The 13,161-nt window shown below is 53.5% G+C and carries 11 protein-coding genes and 1 tRNA gene; 9 read left to right on the forward strand and 3 right to left on the reverse strand.

From position 1 onward, the window contains the following. The first annotated feature begins 89 nt into the window (after positions 1-89). From ABIE64_RS06140 to ABIE64_RS06180, 9 genes are all read left to right on the forward strand, one after another. Positions 90-1,088: a tripartite tricarboxylate transporter substrate binding protein gene (locus tag ABIE64_RS06140; RefSeq protein WP_007088609.1), complete on the forward strand. Its 999-nt coding sequence runs from the start codon at positions 90-92 to the stop codon at positions 1,086-1,088. A gap of 46 nt (positions 1,089-1,134) precedes the next feature. Continuing rightward, positions 1,135-1,608 (forward strand): tripartite tricarboxylate transporter TctB family protein, encoded by a 474-nt coding sequence (locus ABIE64_RS06145; protein ID WP_007088608.1) that lies wholly within the window; start codon positions 1,135-1,137, stop codon positions 1,606-1,608. Positions 1,609-1,618: 10 nt separating this feature from the next. Then, positions 1,619-3,154: a tripartite tricarboxylate transporter permease gene (locus ABIE64_RS06150; protein ID WP_354376901.1), complete on the forward strand. Its 1,536-nt coding sequence runs from the start codon at positions 1,619-1,621 to the stop codon at positions 3,152-3,154. Positions 3,155-3,189: 35 nt separating this feature from the next. Then, a complete protein-coding gene (locus ABIE64_RS06155; RefSeq protein WP_007088606.1) occupies positions 3,190-4,872 on the forward strand; it encodes a methyl-accepting chemotaxis protein in 1,683 nt (560 codons plus the stop codon). Positions 4,873-4,874: 2 nt separating this feature from the next. Beyond that, complete coding sequence (locus ABIE64_RS06160; RefSeq protein ID WP_354376902.1) at positions 4,875-5,993, forward strand: AbrB family transcriptional regulator; 1,119 nt, start codon at positions 4,875-4,877, stop codon at positions 5,991-5,993. Between the two features lie 70 nt (positions 5,994-6,063). Next, entirely contained in the window at positions 6,064-6,729 is a 666-nt protein-coding gene (locus tag ABIE64_RS06165; protein WP_354376903.1) for a sugar transferase, read from the forward strand. Beyond that, entirely contained in the window at positions 6,726-7,961 is a 1,236-nt protein-coding gene (locus ABIE64_RS06170; RefSeq protein WP_354376904.1) for an outer membrane beta-barrel protein, read from the forward strand. Before ABIE64_RS06165 ends, ABIE64_RS06170 begins: the two co-directional genes overlap by 4 nt. A gap of 4 nt (positions 7,962-7,965) precedes the next feature. After that, entirely contained in the window at positions 7,966-8,487 is a 522-nt protein-coding gene (locus ABIE64_RS06175) for a polysaccharide biosynthesis/export family protein (RefSeq protein WP_063092328.1), read from the forward strand. 171 nt (positions 8,488-8,658) lie between these two features. Continuing rightward, positions 8,659-10,326: a thiamine pyrophosphate-binding protein gene (locus ABIE64_RS06180; RefSeq protein ID WP_354376905.1), complete on the forward strand. Its 1,668-nt coding sequence runs from the start codon at positions 8,659-8,661 to the stop codon at positions 10,324-10,326. A 27-nt stretch (positions 10,327-10,353) separates the two neighbouring features. Here the strand turns inward: ABIE64_RS06180 and ABIE64_RS06185 are convergent, their stop codons facing one another. From ABIE64_RS06185 to ABIE64_RS06195, 3 genes are all read right to left on the reverse strand, one after another. Beyond that, positions 10,354-11,004, reverse strand: coding sequence for a 5'-methylthioadenosine/S-adenosylhomocysteine nucleosidase (locus tag ABIE64_RS06185; protein ID WP_354376906.1), 651 nt, complete (start codon positions 11,002-11,004; stop codon positions 10,354-10,356). Between the two features lie 103 nt (positions 11,005-11,107). Continuing rightward, positions 11,108-11,184, reverse strand: a tRNA-Arg gene (locus ABIE64_RS06190). 140 nt (positions 11,185-11,324) lie between these two features. Beyond that, on the reverse strand, positions 11,325-13,061 hold the full coding sequence (locus tag ABIE64_RS06195) for an adenylate/guanylate cyclase domain-containing protein (RefSeq protein WP_354376907.1): 1,737 nt from the start codon (positions 13,059-13,061) through the stop codon (positions 11,325-11,327). Between the last annotated feature and the right edge of the window lie 100 nt (positions 13,062-13,161).

Consider the following 13,161-nt stretch of genomic DNA (forward strand, 5'->3'; position numbering starts at 1 on the left):
CCTTCATTGCAGATGCCTTGTCCTGAACTGATCGGCCTGCCGCCAATCGGCGGCCAGGGAAGGTTTTTGTGTCTGGAGGAGACGACAACATGACGAAGCTGACGATGTTCTCACGTCGCGGATTCTTGGCTGCAGCAACTGCTGTTGCCGTTTCAACTGCTGCATTTGGCGCCTTTGATGCCAAAGCGCAGGAAGTTAATGATATCCACTTCATCGTTCCGGGTGGTGCCGGCGGTGGCTGGGACAGCACTGCACGTGGTACCGGTGAAGCCCTGACCAAATCTGGTCTGGTCGGTACGGCGTCTTATGAAAACATGTCTGGAGGCGGTGGTGGTAAAGCCATTGCCTACATGATCGAAGCTGCAGATCGCCTCGACAACACCCTGATGGTCAACTCCACCCCGATCATCATCCGTTCTTTGACCGGCGTATTCCCGCAGTCGTTCCGTGACCTGACCCCGATTGCCGGTGTTGTTGCTGAATATGCCGCGTTTGGCGTTCCGGCTGACAGCCCTTACAAATCCTTTACCGATGTTGTCGAAGCGATCAAAGCTGATCCGAGCTCGGTCAAGTTTGGTGGCGGTTCGGTCCGCGGCGGTATGGATCACATTGTTGCGGCCTATGCTGTTCAGCAGGGCGGCGGTGATGCCAAACAGGTGAAATACATTCCTTACGACGCCGGTGGCAAAGCAATTGCCGGTCTCCTGTCGGGTGAAACCGAGGTCATTTCGACCGGTCTTGGCGAACTTCTTGAACTGCACAAAGCAGGTCAGATTCGTATTCTGGCTGTGACCTCGACCGATCGGATCGAAGTTGCTCCGGACGTTCCTTCGCTGGGTGAGCTTGGCATTAATGCTGAATTCATCAACTGGCGTGGTTATTTCGGTTCCCCGGCTCTTTCGGCTGAAAAGGCGGACGAATACGCCAAGATTCTGAAAGACGTTCAGGCAACCGAAGAATGGGAAGTCGTTCGCAAGCGTAACGGCTGGGAAAAGTTCTACAAGCCGCGTGCCGAGTTTTCCGCGTTCATGGAAAATCAGGAAAAAACGGTTGGCGATCTGATGCGTGAACTTGGCTTCCTGAAATAAGCCATCTCGACCTGCAATAAAAAAGACCTCTGAAGGAAACCACGCCATGTCCATCAATCGTGACAAGTTCGGCGCATTGCTCTTTTTGTGCCTTGCGCTGATCTATGGCTATTATGTTCGCGATATCCCGCTTCTGTTCGGTGACGAAGATGCCCCGTTCAATGCCCGGACCCTCCCTAATGCCGTGGCGTGGGTACTGGGTGTGGTTTCCTTCGTCCAACTGGTACTGCCGGCCAATCGAGAGGCCGGCAGCCTCCTTGCCGCATTCCGCGGCATGAAATGGAAACCGGTCATCATGCTTGCCGCATTGATGATCTTCTATGGCCTGACCATTCGCTATCTCGGCTTCCTGATCTCGACCACCATCTTCCTGATGGGCGGTTTTGCCGTTCTTGGTGAACGCCGCATCAAGGTCCTGCTGGGTGCAGCCGTACCTGTCGTTTTCGTGTTTTGGTTCCTGCTGTCCCAGTTGATGGGGATTTATCTGGCACCGGGCGACATCTTCGAAATGCTGGGCTAAGGCGAAAGAAATGCTTGAAGGAATTTTCTCCGGTCTTTCGACCGCGGTCATGCCGATCAACCTTCTGATGGTTGTTGTCGGTTGTTTTGCCGGTACCTTTATCGGCATGTTGCCTGGTCTCGGTCCGATCACGGCCATTGCGCTGATGATCCCGATCACCTATGGCTTTGATCCTTCTACCGGCCTGATCCTTATGGCTGGTGTGTATTACGGCGCGATTTTTGGCGGGTCGACATCATCAATCCTGATCAATGCGCCCGGCGTTGCCGGAACCGTTGCCACGGCGTTTGACGGTTACCCGATGGCTCAGCAGGGCCATGCCGGCAAGGCGCTTGCCATCGCGGCCTATTCTTCCTTCTCTGGGGGCACGATCGCTGCCATCTTCCTTCTGGTTGCAGCACCGGCACTGGCTTCGGTTTCGCTGTCCTTCCAGTCGGCTGATTACTTTGCATTGATGGTTCTGGGCCTGACTGCCGTTTCCGCGTTCGCCGGAAAGGGACAGGTTCTGAAGGCAATCACGATGACCCTGTTTGGCATCATGCTATCAACCATCGGCACCGATCCGGCGGCTGGCGTTGCGCGCTTCACCTTTGGCAGCATGGACCTTGTCGACGGCATTAGCTTCCTGTTGCTGGCGATGTCGACATTTGCCCTGTCCGAAGCCCTTCTGCAGATTCTGCGTCCGACCAAGGATACCCGTACTGACGAACAAAAAGCACTTAGAAACCTCGGCTCCATGAAGCTGACGAAGGAAGAGGTCAAAATCATGACCCCGGTCATCGCCCGCTCCTCGGTGCTTGGTTTCTTCACCGGCGTTCTTCCGGGTGCCGGTGCAACGATCGCGTCCTTCCTTGCCTATGGCCTTGAACGCAACCTAGCCAGTGCCAAGGAAAAGCTCAAGTTTGGCAAGGGATCAATCCGTGGTCTCACAGCGCCGGAAACGGCAAACAACGCGGCATGTTCCGGTTCGTTCGTCCCGCTTCTAACACTTGGTATCCCGGGTTCGGGAACCACTGCTGTGATGATGGGTGCGCTGATTTCTTATGGTGTTCAGCCAGGTCCGCGTCTGTTCGTCGAACAGCCTGACGTGTTCTGGTCGGTCATCATTTCGATGTATATCGGCAATATCGTTCTGCTGGTTCTGAACCTGCCGCTGATCCCGTACATCTCGCGTTTGCTGGCACTGCCGCAACAGTTGCTGGTTCCGTTCGTCCTGTTCTTCTCGCTGATCGGTGTTTATCTGGTGACGTTTAACACCATGGATATTCACATGATGGTCTTGGCCGCGGCAATTGCCATTGGCCTGCGCCTGTTGAATTATCCGATGGCACCCATGCTGCTGGGCTTCATCCTGGGCGAAATGATGGAAGAAAACCTGCGTCGCGCATTGATGATCAGTGATGGTTCGATTTCCTTCCTTTGGGAACGCCCGATTACGCTTATAATCCTTTTGATCAGCATTGCCTTCCTGTTGGCACCGCTTGTCGGGAACACCCGTCAGTGGTTCCGCAACCGCAAGGCCGTTCCGAACGACGGCGAAATGTAAGACCAAATATCTTCGACGCGAAGGATACAAAAGCGATGCGTTTTCTCGATAATCTTTCAATCGGCCCGAAAACCCTTTTGGTTCCTGTTTTTCTGATGGTTGTGATCATTGCGATGGGTATCGCAACGGTTCTGACATTGGAAAGCGAAAAGGAAACGCTGAACAACCTTCGCGTCGAAGCTTATGAACGCCGTTCCGATGCGCTGACACTCAGTGACGCACTGAACGAAGCGCACGGAAGCCTTTTCCGGATTCTGACGTGGGATTCCAACGGCGTTAATGCCGCCGCGGTTCCCGAACTTCGCGAAAAGGCCGGTAATCTGTCTACCGAACTGGCCCCGCTTGCCGAACGTCTGGCAGAAGTCGGCGGCGATGAATTTACCACCGCCTACGACACCTATATGAACGAAGTCGATCAGTTCCTGATCGAAAGCGAGATGAATATCTATGGCGCGCTTGAGGTTATTGCGCGTGCCGATGAGTCCTTCCGCGCACTGCAAGTACCGTTGCAGAAAATTCTCGTGCAGTCTCAGGAAGTTGCCACCACATCATTTGGCAACGCCCAAGCGCAGGCCGAAACACTTCAGAAGGTCTTCGTCATTGTCGCGATTGTCGTGATCTTTGTCGCGGCAGTCGTTTCAGTTTTTGTTTCACGCCGTATTTCGCGCCCGATGACCGATCTTGCGCAACTGATCGAACAGATTTCCAAGGGTGACCTTGATGTGGAAATTCGTGGTGTGCAGCGCCGTGACGAGATTGGCGTGGTTGCGCGCTCGGTAACCGTTCTTCGCGATCAGTCAAAAGAAGCCGAAACACTGCGTCATGAACGCGAACGCGTGCGAAAGATAGAACGCGAACGCCAGCTTGAACTGGTTAAGGCAACCGACAATTTCCAGCGTGCCGTCCAGGAAGCTCTCGGCGGATTTGACCGTGAATTCGGGTCACTGAACGGCTCGGCCAACGACATGGAACAGATTGCGACATCGGCCACCGCACGTGCTGCTGATGCCAACCATCATTCCGAAGCTGTCCTGCATCATATCGAGGCCGTATCACAAACCACCGCCAGCCTGTCAGAGGCCATCGGCGAAATTGGCCAGCAGGCACAGAAATCAGCCGAAGTTGCCGGACGCGCCCGCACTGAGAGTGAACATTCCCGCGCCCTGTTTGAACAGCTGACCGAAGCAACCCAGCGAATTGGTGATATTGTTACGCTGATCGAAGACATCGCCAACCAGACAAACCTTCTGGCATTGAACGCAACGATCGAGGCAGCACGTGCCGGTGACGCAGGCAAAGGCTTTGCCGTTGTCGCAGGCGAGGTTAAAAACCTTGCATCGCAAACCGCCCGCGCGACCGAGGACATTTCGGCACAGGTCGAAGAAATCCGCGGTCTGACGGACAATGTTGTCAGTGCTCTTGAATCCGTTGCCAATGTTATTGGTGAAGTTGATCAATCAGCCGCGGCCATTGCGGCAGCGGTGGAAGAACAACAAGCCTCGACCAATGGCATATCGACCAGCATCCATGATGCCAATGGTGGCATGCGGACAGTTGCCGATGCAGTTGGTGCATTGGACACGGAAACCGCCCGCGTTCACACAGGATCGGAAAACGTTTCGCGTGCGACAAACACCCTGAATGCCGAAGCTGCCCGCCTGCGTGATGCGATCGACGGCTTCCTTGACCAGATCAACAAGAACAAGGCCGAGGCATAATAATGAGCGTCCCGCCGGAAAGGCCCGCAGACGACAGTTGGATCAACCGCCTTTCCAGCAGCCTCACCCCGAAATTTTTCAAAAACCTGTTTGTGGCACTTGGCATAGGGCTTGTGGGCGGGTTGATCGCACACGGCATCAATATGCCGCTTGCCTGGATGATGGGGCCAATGCTCGCGACCTTTGTCGCCAGCCTGCTGCGTGTCCGCATGGGTATCCCGATGCGATTTCGCTCCGTTATTCTGGGTGTGATCGGCGTATTTCTCGGGGCATCCTTTACCCCAGATACCCTTGATCAGGCGGCCCGATGGCCGATCAGTATGATTGCGGTTCTGCTTTACGTTCCGATCATCACGCTTGTTGTTACCTGGTTTTACAGCAAGGTCGCAAAACTCGATCCGGCAACGGCTTTGTTTTCAGCCACACCGGGCGGTTTGACGCCAATGGTGGTTCTGGGTGCCGCCGCAGGCGGCAACGAACAGGAAATCGCCCTCACACAGGGTTTACGCGTTCTGCTTCTGGTCATGTCAGCACCATTGATCGTCCTTATGATCACCGGTGTCGTCGCAAGTGGTCATGGCGATAGCGAAGCCATCCAGATGACGTTGTCCGAGGGACTGATCACGGCATTCTGTGCGATTGCAACCGTCCTGGTTTTCCGAAAAATCGGCATTCCCGCCGCCGAAATGACCGGGGCCATGATGGCCAGCATGGTTTTGCATGTAACCGGCCTTGTAGAGGGCAATCTGCCCGGATGGTTATTGGCCGGAAGCCTTCTGATTCTCGGCTCGGCAATTGGCAGTCGCTTTGCCGGGGTAAAGCTCTCCTTCCTCGCCCGTCTTGCAGGTTATTCGATCTTTGCCACTGTGCTGATCCTTGCCTTCACCGGCGGAGTGGCCTGGTTTGTTTCTGACTGGCTGAATCTTGATTATATTGCTGTTCTGCTCGCCTTCGCACCGGGAGGCGTTGCGGAAATGTCCCTGATCGCGCTAGCGCTGAATGTCGAACCAAGCTTTGTTGCTTTCCATCATATCGTCCGCATTTTCGAGATCGTATTGCTGGCACCAATCATGGCAAAGTGGTTCGAACGATATCGTCAAAAGCGTTTAAACAACCTTTAGTTATAAAGCGTTGGCGTCTTACGATTAATTCGCTAATCTTTTCCTGCACATTCCGGGCGGGGAACAGAAAATGCAAATGAGGCTTTCGGGGCGGAGCTCGCAAACATTCGGCTTACACGGCCAAAGTCCTTTGCCGAAACGGCTCTTTGATCTTTCAGTTGCCACAACCTTACTTATCGCGGCCCTGCCTTTACTATTTATGATAGCGATAGCCCTGAAATGCGATCATCGTGGCCCCGTATTTTTCAAACAGGTTCGCATCGGGTATCTTGGCAGGCCTTTCAATATTTATAAGTTCTGCACTCTTTGGGGTTCGATGCGCCCGGACGGCACACCTCTGCCACCGACAAAATTCTGTAATTTCATTCGGCGCTGGGGTCTGGACGAGCTGCCGCAGCTTTTCAATATCGTTCGTGGTGATATGTCACTTATCGGGCCGCGCCCGCATACACCAGCGGACAATCACGATTTCGCCCGGCACTTTGCGTTTTATAATGCACGCCATCAGGTGCCACCTGGCATTACAGGCCTGGCCCAGATCAATGGTTGGCGCGGCCCAATTCAGTCTAGTTCTGATCTGAAAAGCCGCCTTGACTGTGATCTTCTCTATATCAACCAGCAATCTTTGACATCTGACATACTTATTTTGATCTGCACAGTCACGCGCCCTTGGTACTGGGTGAATGGCCCTAAGCGCACATCCCCTGAAACGCTGTCATCATGTCGTACCGGATGAAAAACGCTGGCTTTAAGACCGCTTCACTATGTTTCAGCATTGTGCTGGCCAACTGTTTCAACCCTATGGCTTTTGCAAAGTCTGAACCGACACAAAAGAACAGGCGAGATACAACAATTCAGCTTGGCCTTTTTGATTTGGTGCCATCGCTTTCAGTGACAGAGGAATTCAACGACAATATTTTTCTGTCCGATAGCTACCAAAAGTCCGACACCATTAGCCGGGTAGTACCTGCTTTAACCTTGCAATCAAATTGGCAAAGGGCCCGCTTACGACTTGAAGCTCTTGGTGATGCTGGGTTTTACGCCAAATCAGGCGAAGATGATTATCTGGATGGCGAACTTGGTGTTTCCGCCGGATCGGATATCGGCCCGGCATTTGCTGTTGATAGCGATTTCCGTATCGCCAAAGGTCACGAAGATCGCGGCGGTGATGATATTCCGACCGGTGCCAGCGAACCCGTCACCTATGACGAGAAAAATACTGAAATTGCCCTTCGCTATTTTGCCGGTGATGTCCACTACCGTGCCGCCATGGCCTTTCGGCAGCTTGATTTTGACGATACCGCGCTCACCAATGGTGACATTGCCAATAATGATGATCGGGATCGGACTGAATTGCGGCTGATCATGCGGGCTTCGTATCAACTGGGACTAGGCCGCGAAGCTTATGGCGAAACCACCTTGAACCAACGAGAATATGAAAGTACCCCCGACGATCAAGATATTTTTCGCAATTCAAACGGTTACCGGTTGCTGGGCGGCATGACATTTGACCTTACCAATTTGATTAAGGCCGATCTCGGGGCTGGATGGATGTCGCAAATTTATGAGGATTCCCGTTTGCAAAATAACGAAGGATTTTCACTTCGTGCCGCAACAACATGGAATATTACACGCATGACTGCGTTGGATTTCCGTGCCAAACGCGAAATCGGGGAAACCACCGTTACCGGTGCTAGCGGAATTATCGGTGAAAGCTTCGATGCCGGTATTGAACATGAACTGCGCCGCTGGCTAAGCATCCGCCTTAACGCTGGCTATCAGCAGGATCGGTTTGAGGGGGCTGGACGTACTGACAAATTAATGCGCTTTGGCGGGGGCGTGCGTTATGAACTCAACCGTTTTACGGAACTGGATGGTTCCTGGCGATATGACCAGCGTAAATCAAACGAAACCGGCCATGATTATCGCCGCAATCGCGCTTTGCTGACGCTTCGGTTGAAAATGTGATGTCATGAAAAACATAATTCTGACTGCAATCCTTTTGTTCGCGGTTTCAGGTGGCGTTCATGCCCAGACCGTCTACACGATTGATAGCGGAGACAAGCTGCGTATCACGGTTTTCGACGAGGAATCTCTTTCAGGTGATTTCTCGGTCGGTGCAGACGGATCCGTCACTCTGCCCCTGATCGGAACGGTTACCTTGCGCGACCTCACGCCACAAGCCGCACAGCAAACCATCGCCAACGTCCTTGCAGACGGTTATCTACGCCATCCCGTTGTATCCATTGATGTTCTTCATTTCCGCCCCGTCTATATTATTGGCGAAGTCAATGAGCCCGGTGAGTACGGGTATGCTTCAGGAATGAACGTATTGAATGCCGTCGCACTTGGTGGCGGTTACACTTATCGCGCCGATCAGGATGACATCATTATCATGCGTGGCCGCGACGATAATCGCGTCGAGATTCAGGCCAACGAGCAAAGCATTGTATTGCCTGGTGATATTATTCACATCACGGAACGGTATTTTTAAATCTCGTTGTAAGCGAATAAGCGATCAATCTAATTGGAACGATTTCAAAAGATTGACGAAAAAATCTGTTTCAAGGTGAACCCCATCTTTACGGGCCGGTTTAACCATGATGAAATCCGGTCACGCGCAAAAGCGCCCCACCAAGACAATGCGCATCTCAGGGAGCCCCGAATGTCGAATACTGCGGAAATGCGTCACGGCGGACGCATACTGGTCGATCAACTTGCCCTTCATGGCTGCGAACGGGTTTATCTTGTTCCCGGTGAGAGCTATCTGGCTGTTCTCGATGGCCTGGTCGACCATCCCGATATAGAACCAATCATCTGCCGCCAGGAAGGCGGTGCCGCCATTATGGCCGAGGCGCACGGCAAACTGACCGGAAAACCCGGCATCTGCATGGTCACGCGCGGTCCAGGTGCAACCAATGCGTCGGCGGGCGTGCATGTCGCCCATCAGGACAGCACCCCGATGATCCTTCTGGTCGGTCAGATCGGGCGTGACATGCTTGATCGCGAAGCCTTTCAGGAAGTCGACTATCGCAAGATGTTCGAACCGCTTTGCAAGTGGGTTGCCCAGATCGACGACATCAACCGCATCCCGGAATATATCAGCCACGCCTATCATATCTCGACATCCGGTCGCCCCGGACCAGTCGTCCTTGCACTGCCGGAAGATATGCTATCATCTGCCGCCGATGTTGCCGATGCAAAACCCTATGTCCCGATCGAAGCCAAAACTGCGCCCGAAGATATCGCCCGGTTCCGCGGTGCGCTAGCAGATGCGAAACAGCCGATCATGATCGTTGGCGGTGGTGGATGGACCGCAGAAACCACCGAAAACCTTAAGTCGTTTGCAAAACGAAACAATGTTGCGATCGCCACCAGTTTCCGCTGTCAGGATTACATCCCGAACACGCACAGCCATTTCATTGGCGATGTCGGTATCGGGATCAATCCGGAACTGGCGCAATTCATTCGCGAAAGCGACCTTGTGATCCTTGTCGGGTCGCGCATGGGGGAAATGACCAGTAGCGGTTACAGCCTGCTTGAAATTCCCTGCCCGAAACAGAAACTGATTCATGTTTACGCAGGCCCCGATGAACTGGGCCGTGTTTATCGCCCTGATATCGCAATCAATGCGTCCCAACGGTCCTTTATCCGTGCGATTGCTATGATGGAACCAGTGGACGGAAGCGGCCGTGAAGAGCAGATTGAAACGGCCCACACTTCATATCTGAAATTCTCGACCCCGCTTGATACGCCGGGTGACGTGAAAATGGCACATGTCGTTGCGCAACTTCGCGAAATGCTACCCGAAGACGCAATTGTGACCAACGGGGCTGGCAACTATGCCGCCTTCCTGCACCGCTTCTTCCGGTATGGCAAATATCGCACCGAACTCGCACCAACTTCGGGTTCGATGGGCTATGGCCTTCCGGCATCTGTGGCCGCCAAGCTGACCCATCCGGATCGCCCGTCGATCTGTCTTGCCGGTGACGGATGCTTTTTGATGCACGGCCAGGAATTCGCAACGGCGGTTCAGTATGGGGCGAACATCATCGTGATCGTGGTCAATAACGGCATGTTCGGCACCATCCGCATGCATCAGGAACGCAATTATCCCGGTCGCGTTTCCGGCACCCAGCTGCGCAACCCGGATTTTGCCGCCTACGCCATTGCCTTTGGCGGACATGGCGAAACCGTTACCAAGACCGAACATTTCGGCCCGGCTTTTGAACGTGCGATGAATTCCGGAAAACCGGCAATTATCGAGGTGCAGGTTGATCCGCAGGCCTTAACCCCGATCAAGACACTGGATCAAATTCGCGCAGGTAGTTGATCTGAAAAGCTATGAAATACGACGAGGTCACTTACCATTTGGCAAGGTGATCTCGTCATTTTCAAGCGCCTTGCGCAACTTGCCAACCGCGTCTGCCAGCTTCTCGTCAATGACATGCAAATAAGCTGTCCAATCCGAAAGCTTTTTGAGCTCTTCCTTGCCATCGGAAATTCCGCGCAAACCGATTAGCGGCACGTCAAACTTCTGGCAAACGCGCAGAATGGCATAAGTTTCCATATCGACCATATCGGCATCAATTGCATCATAAGCGACACCCGAGACAACGTTTGCCCCCGTCGACAAACGGGCTTCCGCCACCCCTGGAATGCGATAAGGCAATTCCATAACCGCCGGAAGATTCAGATAGGGCGTAATCCCCTTCTCAAAACCAAGTGCTGAGCAATCCATATCGCGGTAAGACACCGATGACGCCTGATAAACCGCCGCCTGCTTAAGCGTGCGCGAACCTGCCGATCCAAGGGTTACCACCAGATCGGGCAAATCGCTCACCAATTTCAGCTCCGTCAAGGCTGCGCTCAGATTAATTGCCGCCTCAACCGGACCGATGCCGATCATCAGTGGTTTGAACAGTTTTTCAAGATGAAGGCCATATTCCTGATTTGCCGCCATGGCAAACAGCACATTGGTTCCTGCAAAATCATGAAGATATCCACGCATGTCTCATCCATCTCGTCTGCAATTGATCCGCGTGCAGATTAATGGTCAGAAAACGCTTTGCCAGCCCTTAATCGGAAGTCTTTGAAAATATTCCGAAGAAAATTGGCGCACCCGACAGGATTCGAACCTGTGGCCTTTGCCTTCGGAGGGCAACGCTCTATCCAGCTGAGCTACGGGTGCGCAATAGGCATCGGGCAGCACGGCCCGAGCGGTTGGGTGATACAGGTTTTGTCCGTCGCGGGCAAGGATTTTTGACGGCCCCTGCCAATCAGCATCCTATCGACCGTTTGGTTAAATTCTGGTTGCTACATATCACACGATCAGCTTTCGACATCACGTCGCTCGTAGGGATCCCGTACGATCCAGGTCCCGTTCCATTCCCGGTCCTGTTCACGGCGCTGCAGACGTTCCATTCGGTTAAGCATGAGCTGGGCGGCAAAATCGCTGCCGATACCCTCCTGAACTTCCTCAAACAGCGGCTGCGCCTTATCAAACTCGCCCTCGCGATAAAGCGCAATCGCCATCTCATAGGTTTTGCGCCACTCGCGACGTTCATCGCTCAGCTGTCCGGACTGCGCCAGCACTTCATAGAGATAGACCACATGCTCGGTCCCCAGCAGCACGACATGGTCGAGATCACGCATCTCGATTTCGCCAGCTGCCATGCTGGCGGTTTCATGCGACGCCAGAATTTGCGTACCATAAATCCGGTTGGCCTTTTCAAGACGGTTGGCATAGTTCACACAGTCGCCGACCACCGTATAAGACCGTGATTTATCCGTCCCGATGGAGCCGACAACAACCTCGCCGGTTGCAATACCAACCCGAATATCAAGTCCGTGATCGCCAATCAGGTCGGCATATTTGGTCTTCAGCGCGTTAAAGCGTGCCACCTGCTCCAACGCTGCCAGACAGGCATGCCCGGCATGGCTTTTTTCCCCGCAGAAGGGCGGCCCCCAGAATCCAATCACCCGATCCCCGACAAAGTTATCGATAATGCCGCTGTGGTTGGCAATCGGTTCGGTCATGGCCGTCAGATAGTCATTCAGAAAATCGACGAGTTTCTCGGGCGGGATATGCTCCGCCATCCAGTCAAAATTGGTCAGGTTGACGACGCTAACCGTCATTACACGCTTCTGCGAGGTCTCAAGCGCGGTTTCCTGCGACAGCAGGTTATTGATAATCTTTGGATCAATATATTTGCCAAACCGTTCGCGCATCCGGAACCGGACACGTAATTCACGCGTCATTCGGTTAAAGGCATCCGCCAAACGGGCAAAATCGCCCTTGCCCTTGAAATCAAGGCTGGTATCGAGCTTGCCCGACTGCACGCTGTTTAACGCATTGGTCGTATCACGAACCGCTTTGACCACTGCCTGCGCCAGATAGTAGGCCAAGGAAATGCCAATCACCACCGCGGCCAGCATCATGATGAATTCGGCCTGGATCAGGAAATCTTCGCGGGCTGAGACATTTTCGACTGTTTCGCTGGAATATTTTTCCAGCAGCAAAATCTCGCTGCGCAGATCAAGCACGATATTGCGATGAATGCCACGCACCAGATTTTCCTGACGTTGCGCATCGTCAAGATCGCCATCGCGTACCCTGCCAAGCAGCCGTTCAACCCCCAGATTGAACTGGGCGGCAATATCGGCAAATTCACGCATCCGCACATCAAGATCAAGCAAGACGCCCTGATCAAAATGACCTGATGCCTGTGCTCGGCCAAGGGCTGCCGATGTGAACGCCTTGCGAAAAGCCTGTTCGATCTGGGTCTGCTTGGCATCAATTTCGATTTCGATGCCACTCAAAAGCGATGCATCCGGTCCTTCATTCTCGACCACACGCATATAACGGTCGATCAGCGAAATCTGCTCAAGCTGACGGGAACGCACATCGGAAAGCGCATCTTTCACCGGCGTGACATAGCGCGACACCGCTTCAAGATCGCCATTGATCCCCAACGACTGAATGACGGAGAACCCGGTAGCCACCACAAGCCAAACGACAAAAAAGGCCGCTACACCCAGGAACTTCGCCCGAACGGTCCTTAGCATGCCGGTCCTGATCCTCCGAAAAACATGGCTGAAAGCACCACCAAATACGCAAAGGCGATAGGTGCCATATCGTGATGGTCGCACCGCGTAACAAGCATGG

It is taken from the genome of Thalassospira sp. MBR-102 (genome assembly GCF_040549275.1).
Taxonomy (GTDB): Bacteria; Pseudomonadota; Alphaproteobacteria; order Rhodospirillales; family Thalassospiraceae; genus Thalassospira; species Thalassospira xiamenensis.